Consider the following 18,229-nt stretch of genomic DNA (forward strand, 5'->3'; position numbering starts at 1 on the left):
CTGGTATTATCTTTACTTTGGCATACTGTGTTTACATAGATACATTAATTATAAACATAATCATAAATTTGTTTAGGCTAGGTTACTATATTTTACACAGATGATAAAATTAAAATCACTATATTGTTTATTTTTAAGCATTGGAGTTAAAGAGTTATCACATGAGTAATATGACAAACACACCTAAATATTTTTTGGCAGATTCTATACGTGTTTTATCTATGGATTCGGTGCAGCAAGCAAATTCAGGTCACCCTGGGGCTCCAATGGGAATGGCAGAAATGGCACAGGCATTATGGAAGAATAACTTGCGGCATAATCCGTCTGATCCTAACTGGATAAATCGAGATCGTTTTGTATTGTCCAACGGACATGGTTCTATGCTTCTATATTCTTTATTGCATTTGACTGGTTACGATCTATCTATAGATGATTTGAAGGGTTTTAGACAATTACACTCAAAAACTCCGGGCCATCCTGAAGTAGGCATCACTCCAGGTGTTGAAACAACAACTGGCCCTCTTGGGCAAGGTCTAGCTAATGCAGTAGGCATGGCATTGGCAGAGGCTCTATTAGCTTTGGAGTTTAATAGACCAGGGTTTGATATCATAAATCATTGGACTTACTCTATAGTCGGTGATGGATGTTTGATGGAAGGAATATCTCATGAAGTTTGTTCTCTTGCAGGCACCTTAAAATTATCTAAATTGGTAGTATTGTATGATGACAATGGTATTTCTATAGATGGTCACGTGAAAAACTGGTTTAATGATGATACAGCAACTCGCTTTCGTGGTTATAATTGGAATGTCATTGAAGAAGTTGATGGGCATAATGTAGATGCTGTTGATGCTGCGATAAAACTAGCCAAATCTCAGGATGAAAAACCAACCTTAATAATTTGTCGCACTATCATAGGAAAAGGTTCTCCAAATATGGCCGGAACTCATAGTGTGCACGGTTCTCCGTTAGGTAAGGATGAGGTAGCATTTACACGTGATAATCTTGGATGGAAACATGATAAATTCTTTATCCCAGAAGAGATATATAGAGAATGGGATGCTAAAGAAACTGGAGCTAGATTACAATCAGTATGGCAATCTAAATTTAGCGTTTATAGTGACAAATATCCTGAATTGTCTTCTGATCTTATCCGTAGAATGAATGGAGATCTACCTAAAAACTTTGATGATTTCTCAAACAAGCTTATTAATTTAACAATCGACAAATCTGAGACATTGGCAACTAGAAAGGCGTCCCAATTAGCTATTGCTGCGCTTGTGTCAGAAATGCCAGAATTATTGGGTGGGTCAGCTGATTTGACTGGATCAAATTTCACTGATTGGAAAGACTCTGTTTCTGTTAGGGCTGGTAGCAAAGGAATTAATTTTGGTAGGTACATAAACTACGGTGTGCGTGAATTTGGTATGGCTGCAATAATGAATGGAATATCATTACATGGTGGCTATCTACCATTCGGAGGTACTTTTCTAACTTTTTCTGATTATTCTCGAAATGCTATTCGAATGGCCGCTTTAATGAAGCAAAAGGTTGTCCATATATTTACTCATGATTCAATAGGATTAGGTGAGGATGGTCCGACACATCAGTCTATCGAACATGCTGCTAGCTTACGACTCATCCCTAATTTATCTGTATGGAGACCATGCGATACTTTAGAAACTGTTGTTGCTTGGTTATATGCTGTTAGTAGAAATTCTAGCATTGGAATGAAAGTTAGCGATGGTGGACCAACTGCTTTATTGCTTTCTAGACAGAATTTACCTTTTGTTCAACGTGATAAAGAGACTGTTGAAGCAATAAACAAGGGCGGCTACATTTTAAAGGAAAGCAGCAATCCTGTGGCGGTAATTATTGCTACTGGTTCTGAAGTTTCTATCGCTTTAGATGCTCAAAGCAAATTGAGTGAAGAAGGAATAATGGTCAGAGTAGTTTCTATGCCTAGCACTGATGTTTTTGATAAACAAGACATTAGTTGGAAAAGCAAGGTTCTACCTAATAACTTGCCTCGTATAGCTATAGAAGCAGGTGTTACTTCAGGATGGTATAAGTACGTTGGTATAGACGGAATAGTTTTGGGTATTGATCGTTACGGTGAATCAGCCCCTGCTGGTTGTTTGTTCAAATTTTTTGGCTTAACTGTTGATGTAGTGGCTAGTGCTGTAAGAAAGATTTTATTAAATAAAGGGATATAATTATGGCAATAAGAGTTGCAATTAATGGATATGGTCGTATAGGGCGTAATATTTTAAGGGCTCATTATGAATATGGCAAAAAAAATAATATAGAGATAGTTGCTATAAATGATATGGGTGGTCCAGAAACAAATGCTCACTTAACTCGTTTCGATACCGTTCATGGTAAATTCAACGGCTCAGTGAAGGTAGAAGAAGATTTTATGGTTGTTAATGGCGACAAAATAAAAATGCTTGCCAATCGCAATCCAGAAGAGTTACCTTGGAAATCACTTAATATTGATGTTGTTTTAGAATGCACTGGTGTATTTACATCTAAAGAAAAGTCCATTGCTCATATCAAGAGCGGGGCCAAGAAAGTCATTATATCAGCTCCTGGTGGAGATGATGTTGATGCTACAGTAGTTTTCGGAGTCAATGACAGTATACTTAAATCATCTCATACTGTCATTTCTAATGCTTCTTGTACAACTAATTGTTTAGTTCCAATTGTTAAGCCTTTAAACGATATTGTTGGTATAGAAAGCGGTCTTATGACCACTATTCATTCCTATACAAATGATCAGGTTCTTACAGATGTGTCTCACAAGGATTTAAGAAGAGCTAGGTCTGCCACAATGAGCATGATTCCAACCAAAACTGGAGCTGCTGCTGCAGTTGGTTTAGTTTTACCGGAGCTAAAAGGCAAGTTGGATGGTTATTCCATAAGAGTTCCTACTATCAATGTCTCATTAGTAGATTTGTCCTTTATCGCTACAAGAGAAACCTCAGTTAAAGAAATAAATGAAATATTAAAAAGAGCATCTGATGGTATTCTAAAAGGAGTTTTGGATTTTAGCTCAGATTATCTTGTTTCTGTCGATTATAATCATAGTCCAGCATCTAGCACATTTGATTCCACTCTAACCAAGGTATCTGGAAGACTTGTTAAAGTATTCTCTTGGTATGACAATGAGTGGGGGTTTTCTAATCGCATGTTAGATACTACTGTTGCTCTTATGTCGGCTAAATAGTTAATGCTTTATGTACAATAAACATTTTGTTTGACAATTTGTTTATTGTATTGTTGATATTGGTATTTATAGAGGTTTCAATGAGTGTTAAGACCTTAAGCGACTTATCCATGTCCGGTAAATTGTTGGGTAAGAGAGTTTTTATAAGATCAGATTTGAATGTTCCATTTGATAATGTTGGTAATATTGCAGAAGATACTCGTATTAGAGCCTCTGTTCCTGGAATTAGACTTGCCTTGGATGGTGGGGCAGCCGTAATGGTAACTTCTCATCTGGGACGCCCCAAAGAAGGTGTATTGAGTGAATCAGATTCATTAGCGAAAGTAGCCCAGAGATTATCAGAAATCTTGGGTATGCAAGTTGAGCTTATTAAGGATTGGGTGAATGGCGTTAGTGTTGATCCAGGTCAGGTCGTATTGTTGGAGAATTGCAGAGTAAATGTTGGAGAAAAGGATAATGATGATTCTTTATCTCGTAAAATGGCTTCTTTATGCGATGTATATGTTAATGATGCATTCGGCACGGCACATCGTGCAGAGGCTACTACTTCTGGTATAACCAAATATGTTGCTGTTGCATGCGCTGGACCTTTGTTAGAAGCAGAGTTAACAGCATTGCATCGTGTTTTCTCTTCCCCTAAGAGACCCTTAGTTGCTATTGTCGGCGGATCCAAAGTTTCTTCAAAATTATCGGTATTAAAATTTTTATCTGACAAGGTAGATTATCTGATAGTTGGTGGTGGTATTGCTAATACTTTCATGCTTGCATCAGGATTACCGATTGGTAAATCTTTAGTAGAGCTTGATCAAATAGAAAATGCGCTTTTCATTATTAACAATATGAAGAATCGTGGTGCGGCTGTGCCTATTCCATTAGATGTATTGTGTTCCAAGTCTTTTAACGCTGATGCTGAAGCTATTTTAAAGCAATCCACAGAAATATTAGATGATGATATGATAATGGATGTTGGACCTGAAACGTCAAAAATTTTTGGTAAAATCCTCGATTTAGCTGGAACGATAGTTTGGAATGGTCCGGTCGGTGTTTTTGAATTTGATCAATTTTCTCATGGAACATCATTTGTTGCAGATACTATAGCTAAATCCAAAGGTTTTTCTGTAGCTGGTGGTGGAGATACTATCGCTGCTATTTATAAATATGGAATAGAAGATAAAATAGACTATATATCTACTGGTGGCGGAGCCTTCCTAGAGTTTTTAGAAGGTAAGACTTTACCTGCTGTGCTAGCTCTGGAATTAAGAGCTGATAATTAGATTATTCTAAAATAAATATTCCTATAGCAAATAGGGATGCGGACAGTGATATTGCTGCCGGAAGGGTTAGTATCCATGCTAATAATATATGGCGGATAGTGTTTCGCTGCAGGCTTACTTTATTAGCAACTACTGTTCCGGCAACTCCAGAAGATAGTACGTGTGTCGTGGATACTGGAAGATTGAATAGATTTGCAATTCCTATAGAGAACACAGCTGTTACCTGGGCTGCAGTTCCTTGAGCATATGTCATCCCCTGTGTGCCTATTTTTTCTCCTACAGTTGTAACAACTCGTTTCCATCCTATCATGGTTCCAAACCCTAGAGCTGTAGCTACTGCTATAATTACCCATATCGGAGCATATTCTACAGTAGAGGTAATATCCGTTCTAAGTCTATCTAGATCATATATATTTGGAGTAGTTAGGTTTTGTGTTTTTACAACATTTTTTGCTATGTCATCCAGACAAAGTAAATTTTTTCGAGTGTTTATTCTTTGTTTTATAGATAAGTCTTCATAATTCGATACATTTTTTAATGTGAATTCTATTGTATTGATAGTTGATAGTGTCATTTTTGGGCTACAGCTTAGATCTTTTGAAAGGTCATTAGATATAATCTGATCACTCATGTTTAGGTATTCGATTATATATTCTTGATTTCTGTTATAAAACTCTCGCAAATGAACAACAGCATTTCTCGTGCAATCTATTTGATATGATGTACTATGTAGATTTAATACGTATTGAGATGGGGATATTCCTATCAAAATAAGCATTACTAATCCAATACCTTTTTGACCATCATTTGATCCATGAACAAAACTAACTCCCATCGCTGAAATTACAAGTACAAGTCTATTCCAGAAAGGTGGGTGTTTTTTTGCTTCTAATAATCTACGTTGTTTTGGAGTGTAGTGCATGTTTGATTTTGGCCATAGATTTTTTAATATTAGGAATAACCATCCAGCCAAAATAAATCCTAGTATTGGAGAAATTATCATTGATAGTCCAATGTCTATGGCTTTACTCCAGTTTATGCTTTCTGTCATAGGTGTACTTGTTAACCATGAATTAGTTAATCCTACTCCTAAAATTGACCCAATTAAGGTATGTGAACTAGATGCAGGTATACCAAAGAACCAAGTCCCTAGATTCCATATTATTGCGGCTGATATCATAGAAAATATCATAATCAGTCCGCGAGAACTGTTGACGTTTATAATTAACTCTATTGGCAAAAGGTGTACTATAGCATATGCTATACCAACTCCACCCATTAGCACACCTAGAAAATTAAATATGCCTGAAAAAATAACTGCTATATGTGGAGGCATAGCTTTAGTATATATTACCGTAGCAACTGCATTAGCTGTGTCATGAAATCCATTTATAAATTCATACACGAGGACAAAAGCCAACGCCATAATTAGGCCAAAACAAACCCACACGCTTAAACCAGAAAATATACTTATCATAAAAGTCAATTCTTAATCAAAATAGTAATTTTGTTATTTATACAAATAAGGCAAAATGCTATAGATCAGATTTTAAAAGAATTTAAAAATGCTTAACTAAAAGTTATTGGATCAACATGGGTGTAAGTATGGATCAAAATATTTATTTTTTAAAGTAATAAATAATCAATTTAGAATAAAATTATCAAATAATGGAAAAAATCATGCCTAATCCGATATTTATACTTGCAAATGATTTAGCAAGTATAATTTATATATAATAACCTATATATTCTTATGATTATGTTGCAAATTCATTTCCAGTTTTGATATTCACTTAGTTTCGGGAGAATTATTTCATGTCTTTAGTATCTATGCGACAATTGCTTGATCATGCAGCTGAAAATGATTATGGAATTCCAGCTTTTAACGTTAATAATCTTGAACAAGTTCAGGCTATAATGGAAGCTGCTGACGAAACGAATAGTCCAGTTATTATGCAAGCCTCAGCAGGTGCTCGTAAGTACGCAGGAGGAATTTTTTTAAAACAGCTTATACAAGCATCAGTTGATTCCTATCCTCATATACCAGTAGTTATGCATCAAGATCATGGACAGTCCCCGTCAGTTTGTAAAAGCGCTATAGACTTAGGCTTTTCAAGCGTAATGATGGATGGATCACTCAAGGAAGATGGGAAGACAGTATCTGACTATGAATATAATAGATGTGTAACTAAAGAAGTAGTTGATATTGCTCATCGGCTTGGAGTTACAGTTGAAGGAGAGCTTGGTTGTTTAGGATCATTAGAAACCCTTGAAGGAGATAAAGAAGATGGTCACGGTGCTGATGGTAAATTAACCTTGGAGCAGTTATTAACAAATCCAGAACAAGCTGCTGATTTTGTTAAATACACTCAAATTGATGCTCTTGCTATTGCCATAGGAACGAGTCACGGAGCCTATAAATTTACACGTAGACCTACTGGTGATATCTTATCTATCGATCGTATTAAGGAAATTCACTCTAGATTACCTAACACACATTTAGTTATGCATGGCAGTTCAAGTGTGCCTCAAGAACTGTTATCAGAAATTCGTGAATTTGGTGGTAGCATAAAGGAAACATATGGAGTTCCTGTAGAGGAGATTAAGGAAGCTATAAAACATGGGGTTAGAAAAATAAATATAGATACTGATATTCGTTTAGCAATGACATCTGCTATACGTAGGTTTTTCTATGAAAGTCCAGATAAGTTTGATCCTAGAGACTATTTAACAAAGGCAAGAGCAGCAGCAAAAAGAATTTGTGTTTCTCGCTACATAGAGTTTGGTTCATCTGGCAATGCTAGTAAAATTAAGCCGATCAGCCTAGACAATATGTCTGAATTGTATATTTCAGGAAAACTTACTCAACAAATTAAGTAATATTTTTTTATAGGGGTCATAGTAATGAATGTTTTATATGAGTCAAATATAAAGTCACTCCCATTAATATCTAGGGGTAAAGTTAGAGATATATATTCTGTAGATGAAAGCAAATTATTGATAGTCACAACTGACAGAGTATCGGCATTTGATGTAATTCTTAATGATCCTATTCCTGGAAAAGGTGTGGTGCTAAATAAGATGACAGAATTTTGGTTAAATAAATTTTCTGATATTTTACCAAATCATTCAACTGCTGTAATGCCAGAAGATGTAGTTTTGAAAAATGAGATAGACCAAGTAAAAGATAGAGCAGTTGTAGTAAAAAGGCTTCGTCCAATTATGGTGGAGGCAGTTGCAAGGGGTTATTTGATTGGATCAGGTTGGCTTGAGTATCAAAAAAGTGGTTCCATATGCGGAGTTAAGCTCCCCAAAGATTTATTAAAAGCAAGTAAATTGAATTCTGCAATATTTACACCTGCTGCTAAAGCAGAAGTTGGTATGCATGACGAAAATGTTGAGTTTGATTATGTAATACAACTGGTTGGTTCCGAGTTAGCTAGACGCATCAGAGATATTACAGTTGAGCTATATAGCAGAGCTTCACAATTTGCATTAGATAAAGGAATAATAATAGCAGATACTAAATTTGAGTTTGGCATTGATAGTAATGGCGAGCTTAATCTGATGGATGAGGTATTAACTCCAGATTCTTCCCGTTTTTGGCCGGTTAGTGATTATAAGGTTGGTATAAGCCCTCCTTCTTTTGACAAGCAATTCATAAGAGACTGGCTAGAATCTCAAAACTGGAACAAAAAAGCTCCTGCTCCTAATTTGCCGATGGATGTAATAAAAAAGACTTCCGACAAATATAATGAAGTTTTAAAACGTTTATTATAGATATTTTTTATTGGGGTTTAATTATGGACTATATTTCATCTCCCGTAGTTGGAGTTGTCATGGGATCATCAAGTGATTGGGATGTAATGAGTCATGCTGCTTCGATTCTAGAGAGTTTTGATGTTCCTTTTGAATCTAAGGTTATTTCAGCCCATAGAATGCCAAAAGAAATGTTTGATTACGCTAGTGAGGCACATGATAGGGGTCTTAAGGCTATAATTGCTGGGGCGGGTGGTGCTGCTCATTTGCCAGGGATGATTGCGTCATTAACAGAGGTGCCAGTTTTTGGAGTACCAGTGCCTTCAAAATATTTATCTGGAGAGGATTCTTTGTTATCCATAGTGCAGATGCCTAAGGGTATACCTGTGGCTACATTTGCAATAGGGGAGGCTGGAGCAACAAACGCAGCATTGCATGTATTGGCAAACATGGCGTTATTTGATAACACATTACGACATAAGTTATTATCTTTTAGAAAATCTCAAACAGATAAAGCACGTAATATGAAATTATAAGTTTTTAGGAAGCCATAATGAATTCATCCAGATCTAATTTTTATGTTTCTCCTGGTAATTACCTTGGGTTATTAGGAGGTGGGCAATTAGGAAGAATGTTTTGCCACTCGGCGCAGAGTTTAGGCTATAAAGTTGTGGTGCTTGATCCAGATCCTGATTGTCCTTCTGGTATGGTTGCAGATTATCATATAGCAGCATCTTATAACGATGTTAATGCTTTAGAGAAATTATCTAAATTATGTAGATCAGTTACTATAGAGTTTGAGAATATACCATGCAATAGTTTAGAAATATTATCAAAAGATTGTATTGTCACTCCATCTGCCCATGCTGTTTCTGTGGCGCAAAATAGAATTAAGGAAAAAGAGTTCATACAATCTCAAGGTGTCGAAGTAGCCCCCTATAAATCCATATATAATGAAAAAGATATAACAGAAAATATGGAATACCTGCTTCCAGGTATAATTAAAGTATCGAAAATGGGATATGATGGTAAAGGGCAGGCAATTGTTTCTTCTTTGGATGAGGCAAGAGAAATTTATTATAAATTTGGTGAAGTGCCATGCATTTTAGAGAAGAATCTTTCTATCAATTATGAGGCTTCAGTAGTATTAGCTCGTGATTTTAGCGGCAACTCGGTTTTTTTCCCTATAAGTATTAATATTCATAATAAAGGCATATTATCAAGCTCGTTTGTTAGAAAAGATATTGATTCTTCAATCTATAGTCATGAAAAAGAACGCATGATACGTAAAGCAAAGAAAATTGCTGATTCTTTAAATTACCATGGTGTATTGTGTGTTGAGTTTTTTGTATTGAATAATAATACTATCATTGTTAATGAAATTGCCCCAAGACCTCATAATAGTGGTCACTATACCATAGATGCTTGCTTTGAAAGTCAGTTTGATCAACAGGTTAGGGTAATGACGGGACTTCCACTAGGTAGCACAGAATTACTAACATCTGCTCTTATGTTGAACATATTAGGAGATAGTTGGTTTGATACAGACTCGGGGGTTCTTAGAGAGCCAAATTGGCATGATATTTTATCTTTATCAGGTGTAAAATTACATCTTTATGGAAAAAAAGAAGCACGTCCATTACGTAAGATGGGTCATTTAACAGTATTAGGTGATAATATTAATTTGTTAGAAGATAAGGCAAGAATTGTTGCCACAAAACTGGACTTGTCTTTTTGGTAATTGTTGAAGTTAGAGAGATATTAATTGAGATATTGTAATATTGGAGAGGCCGCTGATAGTTTAGTTAAAGGCAATGTAGTTGCTTTCCCTACTGAAACAGTCTATGGACTTGGAGCTGATGCTGATAATGATCAGGCTATAAGTAAGGTATATTCCATTAAGAATCGTCCATTAAATCATCCGGTCATTGTTCATTTGCTAGATGGTGATGATCTTTTATATTGGGCTGAAAATGTTCCTAGGGAGGCTTACTTATTAATTGAAAATTTCTGGCCTGGTCCTTTGACAATTCTGCTGAAGAAATCTAAAAATGTTATAAGTTTGGTTAGTGGTGGTCAAGATACTATTGGATTGAGGTGTCCATCACATATTATTGCTCAGAATCTTTTGAAAGAGTTTGTGCGCTTGAAGCCTGCTCAGCGTGGTGGATTGATAGCTCCTTCTGCAAATAAATTTGGCAAGGTGTCACCTACAAGTTCGAAACATGTTTTTGATGAATTTTCAAATGAAATTTCTTCTAACTTAATGATCGTAGATGGAGGTAAATCAATGATAGGTATTGAATCAACCATTGTAGATTTGTCGAATGTAGTTAAAGGTTCTCACCCAACTTTGTTAAGACCAGGTTTCATTAAAGCATCGCAAATAGAGGAGGCATTAGGGCGAAAAGTGTTTTCTCCTACAGAGTATTCGCCAGTTGTTTCTGGTTCATTGAGGGCGCACTATTCCACTAATACTCCTTTAGAGATAATTAAAGAAGATATAGATTTTGATGATTTATTCTATTCGAATAAAAAAATTGCATTGCTATCTTGTGATCCTTCCCCTATTGCTTTGCCTAGTTGTTTTATTTGGTATGAAATGTCACACGATAATGATTTATATGCTAGTAAACTTTATTCAACATTGAGAGAGATAGACTTATCTAATTTTGATAAAATTTTCGTATATGATTTGCCAAATGGTTCAGCATGGAATGCAATAAGAGATAGGATCTATAGGGCAGCAGCAGCTTTTATTTAATAATGGTTTTTTATGTCTTTGATTTCTAAGGTAGTTATAGATTCTTTTATAGATAGTATCTGGTTAGAAGAAGGACTTTCTAAAAACACACTATCTTCGTATAGAGGAGATATAGAGTGCTTCGCTTTATGGATGGAGAATTTATACAAAAAAAGTATTTTGGACGATATTGTCAGTGAAGATATTTATAAATGGCTCTCGGAGAATTTTTTTGTTATAAAGTCAACAACATCTAACAGGCGTCTGGCATCATTAAAAAAATTCTACACATGGTCTCTACGTGAAAAATTAACAAAAAACAATCCATGCTTATTAATAAAAACCTCTAAACAAGATAAAAATGTGCCAAAAACTCTATCTGAGAGTCAAGTTGAAGAACTATTAAAAGCTCCGAATGTTGACACCGACATTGGATTGCGTGACCGCGCTATGTTAGAAACAATGTATTCTACTGGTCTGCGAGTATCGGAGTTGGTTAATTTAAAAATAAATGATGTTAATTTATCTGATGGGGTTGTTCATATTATAATGGGAAAAGGAGGAAAAGACAGACTAGTTCCATTGGGAGAAGAATCTGTTTACTGGATAGAGAATTATATATCCAATATTAGATGTTCCTTACTTCCTTTTAACAAAAATATCTTGTTTGTTACAAACAGACTAGGAGCTATGTCGAGACAAGCTTTTTGGCATATGGTAAAAAAATACGCAATTCTAGCAAATATAGATGCTTACTTATCGCCACATGTTTTAAGGCATGCATTTGCTACTCATCTCTTAAATCATGGTGCCGACTTAAGAGTTGTACAGATGTTATTAGGCCATTCCAATATATCTACTACTCAGATTTATACTCATATAGCAAATGAAAGACTAAAGCAATTGCATCAAAAACATCATCCTCGCCATTAAATGGCGTAGGATCATCAGTTTTTTTGGCCTCGCTGGGTGGAATTGAACCACCAACTGACCCTTAGGAGGGGTCTATTATATCCATTTAACTACAGCGAGATTAATCGTTTTAAATTAATTTAATAATTCTAATTAAACATGCACATAGAAAAAGAGCTAGATCTTTGTGAAATAAACTTGGAGTCAGTTTGTTCTATGGCGCCTAGAAAGAGTTTATTATTAACAGCAAATAAACGTCAAGCAAATCAGGCAATGAAGCATTTATCTGAGTATTTATGTTCCTCTAAAGAAACAAAAGAGTTATTGCAAATTATTTCTATAGATGAATGGATTATTAATCTTTTTGAGAATTTGTCATTTTTACCTAATATAAATATCCCTACTTTTTTTCTAAATAAACCATGCTTGCAAGTTTTATGGCATAGTATTTTGACAAGAAATATTAACAAAGATAGTTATTCTATAGGCAATAAGAAATCATCTGCCCTGGCTTTAGATGCTTATAATTTAATAAAAAATTGGAAAATTAAATTGCCTAAAAACTTGGCTGATTATGAGAATAGTAGTTTTGTCTATTGGAAAAAATATTACGAGAAAGAAACTAAAAGAATAAATGCTATAGATATTAATGGTGTTTATTCCCTAGTCATAAAAAATATAAATAGGAATAAAATTTCTCTGCCGGAAAATATAATATTGTCTGGTTTTTTAGAAAATTATCCTAGACTAGATGATTTGTTAAGAAAGCTTATATCGAAAAAAGTAAAAATTTATTTATTATCTAATAAGATTGACAAGTTAACATCTAATAAATATTTAAAATGCGATAATATAACAGAAGAGTGGAGGTCAGCAGTAAATTGGATTACTGATTCTTTCATAAGAAACCCTTCAGGAAAGTATGCCATAGCATCAGCTCATCTAGATAAGCAAGCAGAGGTAGCTTATCGCATGTTAGATCACAAATTGCGCTGTTATAAAGAAGAAATTTCTATAACATTTAGTATTTCATGTGAAAAATCAATAGCACATAGTCCTATAATTCATTCTGCATTTTCTTGGTTAAATATTTTATTTAATTTATCGGTAAGTAGAAAATGTGATACTAAAAACTTCGGTAAAGCTCTTTTGTCTAGTTGCTCTTTTATGGGTAACAAATTGTTCGAACCTTATTCTGTTTTAGAGCTAAAACTAAGAGATAAAATTGGAATATACATCGATATAATAGAGATATCAGAATTATTAGCTGATTATGATTTAGGGGCAGATCTTATAGATGCTTTATCTTTTTGGCCAGAAAGAGATAATCTGCTCCAGATTAGCAAATGGATTCTGATCATAAGGAAATCGCTTTTTTTTATATGTTTTTCCAGATATGCATCTTCAGATATTATTGTACATGAGGCAGTAAAATTATTTGATAAATTACTAAACGAATTTAATGTTCTTTCTCCATTTTTTGGTGATATTTCAGCCGCTAGAGTTATAAGTTTGTTTGAGCACTTTGTGGAATCTAATAAGTTTTATAAAAATGATAATAGGCATAAAAACATAGAAGTACTAGATTTGAAGGATGTAATTTCAAGAAACTGGGATGCTGTTTGGGTAATAGATTTTAATGATGAGATTTTCCAGTATCCTATACACTCAAATCCATTTCTGCCAAAAAATATTTTACATGAGTTTTCTATCGCAAAGCCTATATTTAGAAATGAATTAAATTTGTCTTGTTATGCATATAAATCTTTAAATCAATGTACTAGGCAACTGGTTGTTAGTTATTCTAGCCAGGAGGATTATGATTCTGTACAGCCATCCAAATTCATTGATGATAGTTACCAAATTCTTAATTATGTTAATAATTATTGCTCATTGAAAAGAAAAGTTAATATGGAGTGTATTAATGATTCGAAAGGACCTAGATTGCTTACATCTGAATCTGTCATCAATGGAACTGGTGTATTAGAACTACAATCTCGTAATCCATTATGGGCTTTTGCTAAATACAGACTAGGAATAGTTGGTCTAGATCCATATTATAAAGACAAAAGAATTTCATATAGAAGAGGTAGATTTTTACATAGGATACTAGAATTATTCTGGCTTGATGTGCGTTACCACAGCAAATTGATGAGTTTGTCTGATATGGAGATAGATTCGTTATTACTGAAACATATCAAAAATGCCTTATCTGTTGATTTTTATTTAGATCTGGGTTTTATAAAACAACTAGAATCAGAAAGAGCTTTAAAAATATTGAAGAACTGGATTAATACAGAGAAAAATAGATTACCATTTTTAGCTAGTAGTCTAGAGTATAAGTTTTCATGGGAGTATAAATCCTTAGTATTTAATATGCGCTCAGATAGAATAGATTTTTTAGAAAATAAAGCAGTGATAATAGATTACAAAACTGGAAATCGAATATTTAATATAGACCTAGATTGGTCTAGGCAAAGACCTATAAATTTACAGATGTTGGTTTACAATATGGCATTTTCACAAACAAGTAATTTAAATATTATGTCATTAATAATAGTTCTATTAAATCCTAAAGGTGTAATAACAAGTGGTGTTTCTAGTGATGATATTGGTTTAACTGGAATTAAAATTTATAGTGACTTTAGTAAAAGAATTAATGAGCTTTCTAAAAAGGTATCAATGCTGGCGGATGAGTATATTGAAGGAGTATCTGATAATTCTATAGTAAAAAAAGATGATTTAAGATTTTGTGACATCATGCCATTTTTAAGAATAAATTTTAACGAATAAAAAGTGTCATTTTTATGCATAACTATTGTTTTTTAGGTGATGATGGTATTAGAGATAGGGCGTTGGATCCATTGGAATCATTTATAATTCAAGCCCCTGCTGGCTCTGGAAAAACCGAGCTTTTGACTAATAGAATTTTGTCTTTACTTGTTGTCGTATCAAAGCCTGAAGAAATATTAGCAATAACGTTTACAAGAAAAGCTGCGTTAGAAATGCGTGAACGGGTTATAGAAAAATTAAAACTTGGACTGCGCAGTATACCATACAATTCTGCTGATATAATCTCATGGAAATTATCAAAATTAGCACTAGAAAGAGATACTTTGTTAGGCTGGGACCTTTTAAAACATCCAGAAAGAATAAATATCAAAACCTTTGATTCGTTATGTTTTAGTCTGATATCAAGTTTTCCTTGGTTGTCAGAAATCGGCAGTACAACAAATATAGTCAAAGATGCTAGAAAATATTATAAAGAGGCAGCATTTTCTACGGTAAATTTGGCAGATGATTATCCATGTATTCGTTCTTTAATTTCTTATTTGGATGTTAACATAAAATTAGTAGTAGATTACATAGCTGATATGCTATCTAAACGTGATCAATGGTTACCTGTGTTAAGATATATTTCCAGCAAAGAATTATTGCAAAAAGAATTACAATCTATTCTAGAAAGAGATATAAAAAAGCTACTCTCATTAATGCCTGTTAATTGGATGAAAGATTTACAGTATCCTATAAGGATGGCTTCTAGCATTATTTGTGAAGATAATAATAGTAGTATTTTAGTCAGTCTTTTAGACTGGGATTGTTATTTAGAGCCAAATATAAATAGTTTAAAGAAAATAAAAGCATTATCCTTAATTTTTCTTACCTCACAAAATACATTGCGAAGTCCAAAAGGATTAAATAGAAAAAATGGTTTTCCTGCTGGAACATCTCATAGAAAGATTTTTTCTGATTGGTTGATGAATATTAGGGATAATGATTGTTGGATATTTTATTTAACAATGTTGCGTCATGCTCCTTACTCTATTACAGAAAATCAGTGGACTATTTTATCTAACCAATCAAATGTACTATTATTATCAGTTGCTAATCTTTTATTAAAGTTTAGTCAGCAAGAAGAGTTGGACTTTATAGAAATTTCCCAAAGAACGGTTGCTATTTTAGGTAAAGAAAATAATCCGAGCGATCTTCTTTTAAAAATTGATTCTAAAATATCTCATGTTTTAGTAGATGAATTTCAGGATACTAATCGCACACATTTTGAATTACTAGAGACTATAACATCTGGCTGGCAGAAAAATTACGGTAAATCTATTTTTATAGTTGGTGATCCAATGCAATCCATATATAGATTCAGAGGCGCTGATGTAGGATTATTCTTAAATGTTGTAGAGAATGGTATTGGTGAAATAAAGCCAATATTTTTAAAATTGGTTAGTAATTTTCGTTCACAGTTAAATCTAGTTAATTGGTTCAATACTGTTTTTGGCAACTTATTTCCCATCAATAATGATCAAAATATCGGGGCTATATCTTATAGTCCTTCTATTCCTGTTAATAAGAAATTAGATGATCAAGCAGTTACTTTTCATCCTTTGTTTACTAATAATGATATTACATGTAATGAGTTAGAAGAATTTTCTATACGAATTATTAGTAAAATTTTAGAAAATTCTCAAACCAACGACCGAGAATCAACCGCGATATTGGTGCATTCACGTAGTAGTTTAGGTAATCTCGTAAATATTTTATCTAAAAATAAAATACCATTCCGTGCCATTGAAATAACATTATTATCAGAAAAACCTATCGTCTCTGACTTGATCCAATTAGTGAGAGCTATGATCCATCCAGGAGATAGATTAGCTTGGTTATCAATATTGAGATCGCCTTTTTGTGGGTTAAAGTTAGATACTCTTCATAGAATATTTGGATCTGATCATAAAACACCGGTTCCAATTATTTTAAGGAAAATACTCGACACTCAGGGTTCGATTATAAATGATTCTGTTGATTATGTAAGATTTTTTATGGGAGAAGAAGAGCAAAAAATATTACCTGTATCAGAATATAATCGCTTGCTACGCATAGCTCATGTTTTACTGCACAGAGAATATTCTGGTTCATTTCCATTTTCAGCTTGGATTAGGTACTTGTGGGATCTCCTTGAAGGATCTAATGTTTATAACGATCTAGATACTGAAAATGATGTAGAGAATGTTCTTTGTTTGATAGATAGAATATCTGCTTATGGAAACATTGATGTCGATATTCTTGAAGAAGAAATATCTAAACTATTAATTACATCAGATCATGTTAAAGTAGACAAACCTTTCGTAGAAATTATGACTATACATAAGGCCAAGGGGTTGCAGTTTGATAATGTAATTTTATATGGCACTCATAATTCATCTAGTAAACATCATGAGTCAATAATGAGATTTGATCATTGCTTTGGAAATGCTTTGTTCTCTCCAGTAAAGTCTATGATAAATGATGCACCTGATCCTATAGCACAATATCTTTGGTATAAAGACAAATTAAGAGACAATTACGAATTAGATAGATTAATATACGTTGCTGTCACTAGGGCTAAAAATAGGATACATATAATTTCACCTGTATTTTTAAAAGGAGAAAAAGTTATCGCCCCACCATCAGACAGTTTATTAATTAGGTTATGGGGAAATTTAGATTATAAACCTCCGTTGTCAACAGATATTACTGATAGTTTTAGACATAAAGATAGCAATACTAGATTAATTAATAGGATTGTTTGTGATGATATTAACAACATAGTTAATTATACAGACAATCCTTCATGGAATTATTTTTGGGAATATGATTACAATAACAAGTATATCATAGATAAATTAATACTTGACTGGCTCGCTCAAATAGGTAAGGCGAGTATTAATAATTACTCAAAATTTTACAGATACCTTCCTATAGTAAAGAATCAATTACTTAGAAATAATTTTTTTAGTGACGGCATTGAAGAAGCAGCTATTTTTATAGTAGATGTTATAGAAAATTTTTTAGAAAACGATATTGGAACATGGATACTATCTTATAAAAAATCTTATAGGAACGTGTCTTTTATTGATAGAAAAGGCTCTATTTTTAGTGCGGATGTTGTTTTAGATTTAGGCAATAAGTGGTTAGCAGTGGACTACGATTTGTCCATAATTGGCAAAGAAGAGAGAATGGAAGATTTTTTAGATAGAATTAAAACTAATTATAGCTATAAATTAAGTAGTTTTTGTAATAATGTCGGTTTAATAGATGATAGACCTCTAAATACAGCTATGTGCTCTCCTATCTATAAAATACTATTAGATATTTGATAAATATATTATCAGCTTAACGATTAATGACTAGCATAAAATACCTATACTCTGATAGAATTAAAAAAGGCGGGCTGTCTTTACATGATGATGTGATAAACCTGGTCAGGTTGGGAACAAAGCAGCCATATTCATGTGTATCAGTGTTTAAGATCGGCCCGCCGGG

The 18,229-nt window shown here is 33.6% G+C and carries 12 protein-coding genes, 1 tRNA gene and 1 other RNA gene; 12 read left to right on the forward strand and 2 right to left on the reverse strand.

Annotated features, from left to right (window positions below; genetic code table 11):
• Window positions 1–161: 161 nt before the first annotated feature.
• The 3 genes from tkt to ST1E_RS00670 all read left to right on the forward strand — a co-directional run bounded on the left by tkt (window position 162) and on the right by ST1E_RS00670 (window position 4,503).
• Window positions 162–2,216 carry a transketolase gene (gene tkt / locus ST1E_RS00660; RefSeq protein ID WP_015389331.1) on the forward strand — a complete coding sequence of 685 codons (2,055 nt, stop codon included), beginning with the start codon at window positions 162–164 and terminating at the stop codon, window positions 2,214–2,216.
• Between the two features lie 2 nt (window positions 2,217–2,218).
• Window positions 2,219–3,229 (forward strand): type I glyceraldehyde-3-phosphate dehydrogenase, encoded by a 1,011-nt coding sequence (gap, locus tag ST1E_RS00665; RefSeq protein WP_015389332.1) that lies wholly within the window; start codon window positions 2,219–2,221, stop codon window positions 3,227–3,229.
• 80 nt (window positions 3,230–3,309) lie between these two features.
• Window positions 3,310–4,503 (forward strand): phosphoglycerate kinase, encoded by a 1,194-nt coding sequence (locus ST1E_RS00670; RefSeq protein ID WP_015389333.1) that lies wholly within the window; start codon window positions 3,310–3,312, stop codon window positions 4,501–4,503.
• A 1-nt stretch (window position 4,504) separates the two neighbouring features.
• Here ST1E_RS00670 and ST1E_RS00675 read toward each other — a convergent pair whose 3' ends face one another.
• Window positions 4,505–5,980, reverse strand: a complete 1,476-nt coding sequence (locus tag ST1E_RS00675) for an inorganic phosphate transporter (RefSeq protein WP_015389334.1) — start codon at window positions 5,978–5,980, stop codon at window positions 4,505–4,507.
• A gap of 338 nt (window positions 5,981–6,318) precedes the next feature.
• Between ST1E_RS00675 and fba the strand changes: the two genes are divergently transcribed.
• Genes fba through xerD form a run of 6 tightly spaced genes read left to right on the forward strand, consistent with a single transcriptional unit; the run spans window position 6,319 to window position 11,938 of the window.
• Window positions 6,319–7,383 carry a class II fructose-bisphosphate aldolase gene (fba, locus tag ST1E_RS00680; RefSeq protein ID WP_015389335.1) on the forward strand — a complete coding sequence of 355 codons (1,065 nt, stop codon included), beginning with the start codon at window positions 6,319–6,321 and terminating at the stop codon, window positions 7,381–7,383.
• 24 nt (window positions 7,384–7,407) lie between these two features.
• The gene (locus tag ST1E_RS00685; protein ID WP_015389336.1) at window positions 7,408–8,283 is read left to right on the forward strand and encodes a phosphoribosylaminoimidazolesuccinocarboxamide synthase; all 876 of its coding nucleotides are present in this window, start codon (window positions 7,408–7,410) and stop codon (window positions 8,281–8,283) included.
• Between the two features lie 23 nt (window positions 8,284–8,306).
• Window positions 8,307–8,798 (forward strand): 5-(carboxyamino)imidazole ribonucleotide mutase, encoded by a 492-nt coding sequence (gene purE, locus ST1E_RS00690; RefSeq protein WP_015389337.1) that lies wholly within the window; start codon window positions 8,307–8,309, stop codon window positions 8,796–8,798.
• Window positions 8,799–8,815: 17 nt separating this feature from the next.
• Window positions 8,816–10,003 carry a 5-(carboxyamino)imidazole ribonucleotide synthase gene (locus tag ST1E_RS00695; protein WP_015389338.1) on the forward strand — a complete coding sequence of 396 codons (1,188 nt, stop codon included), beginning with the start codon at window positions 8,816–8,818 and terminating at the stop codon, window positions 10,001–10,003.
• A 24-nt stretch (window positions 10,004–10,027) separates the two neighbouring features.
• Window positions 10,028–11,026 (forward strand): L-threonylcarbamoyladenylate synthase, encoded by a 999-nt coding sequence (locus ST1E_RS00700; protein WP_015389339.1) that lies wholly within the window; start codon window positions 10,028–10,030, stop codon window positions 11,024–11,026.
• A 12-nt stretch (window positions 11,027–11,038) separates the two neighbouring features.
• Complete coding sequence (xerD, locus tag ST1E_RS00705; protein WP_015389340.1) at window positions 11,039–11,938, forward strand: site-specific tyrosine recombinase XerD; 900 nt, start codon at window positions 11,039–11,041, stop codon at window positions 11,936–11,938.
• A 24-nt stretch (window positions 11,939–11,962) separates the two neighbouring features.
• On the opposite strand, the gene ST1E_RS00710 is transcribed toward xerD, so the two are convergent.
• A tRNA-Arg gene (locus ST1E_RS00710) sits at window positions 11,963–12,037 on the reverse strand.
• A gap of 39 nt (window positions 12,038–12,076) precedes the next feature.
• Here ST1E_RS00710 and ST1E_RS00715 point away from each other — a divergent pair.
• The 3 genes from ST1E_RS00715 (at window position 12,077) to ffs (ending at window position 18,229) form a co-directional block, all read left to right on the forward strand.
• Window positions 12,077–14,710: a PD-(D/E)XK nuclease family protein gene (locus ST1E_RS00715; RefSeq protein ID WP_015389341.1), complete on the forward strand. Its 2,634-nt coding sequence runs from the start codon at window positions 12,077–12,079 to the stop codon at window positions 14,708–14,710.
• A 14-nt stretch (window positions 14,711–14,724) separates the two neighbouring features.
• On the forward strand, window positions 14,725–18,063 hold the full coding sequence (locus ST1E_RS00720) for a UvrD-helicase domain-containing protein (protein WP_015389342.1): 3,339 nt from the start codon (window positions 14,725–14,727) through the stop codon (window positions 18,061–18,063).
• A 68-nt stretch (window positions 18,064–18,131) separates the two neighbouring features.
• An RNA gene (ffs, locus tag ST1E_RS03890) (signal recognition particle sRNA small type) lies at window positions 18,132–18,229 on the forward strand.

Source organism: Candidatus Kinetoplastibacterium galatii TCC219, from assembly GCF_000340905.1.
GTDB lineage: Bacteria > Pseudomonadota > Gammaproteobacteria > Burkholderiales > Burkholderiaceae_B > Kinetoplastidibacterium > Kinetoplastidibacterium galati.

Excerpts from the sequence above, each read along its gene's own strand:
- tkt (WP_015389331.1), top strand. The coding sequence starts at position 162 with ATGAGTAATATGACAAACACACCTAAATATTTTTTGGCAGATTCTATA.
- gap (WP_015389332.1), top strand. The coding sequence starts at position 2,219 with ATGGCAATAAGAGTTGCAATTAATGGATATGGTCGTATAGGGCGTAAT.
- ST1E_RS00670 (WP_015389333.1), top strand. The coding sequence starts at position 3,310 with ATGAGTGTTAAGACCTTAAGCGACTTATCCATGTCCGGTAAATTGTTG.
- ST1E_RS00675 (WP_015389334.1), bottom strand. The coding sequence starts at position 5,980 with ATGATAAGTATATTTTCTGGTTTAAGCGTGTGGGTTTGTTTTGGCCTA.
- fba (WP_015389335.1), top strand. The coding sequence starts at position 6,319 with ATGTCTTTAGTATCTATGCGACAATTGCTTGATCATGCAGCTGAAAAT.
- ST1E_RS00685 (WP_015389336.1), top strand. The coding sequence starts at position 7,408 with ATGAATGTTTTATATGAGTCAAATATAAAGTCACTCCCATTAATATCT.
- purE (WP_015389337.1), top strand. The coding sequence starts at position 8,307 with ATGGACTATATTTCATCTCCCGTAGTTGGAGTTGTCATGGGATCATCA.
- ST1E_RS00695 (WP_015389338.1), top strand. The coding sequence starts at position 8,816 with ATGAATTCATCCAGATCTAATTTTTATGTTTCTCCTGGTAATTACCTT.
- xerD (WP_015389340.1), top strand. The coding sequence starts at position 11,039 with ATGTCTTTGATTTCTAAGGTAGTTATAGATTCTTTTATAGATAGTATC.
- ST1E_RS00715 (WP_015389341.1), top strand. The coding sequence starts at position 12,077 with ATGCACATAGAAAAAGAGCTAGATCTTTGTGAAATAAACTTGGAGTCA.
- ST1E_RS00720 (WP_015389342.1), top strand. The coding sequence starts at position 14,725 with ATGCATAACTATTGTTTTTTAGGTGATGATGGTATTAGAGATAGGGCG.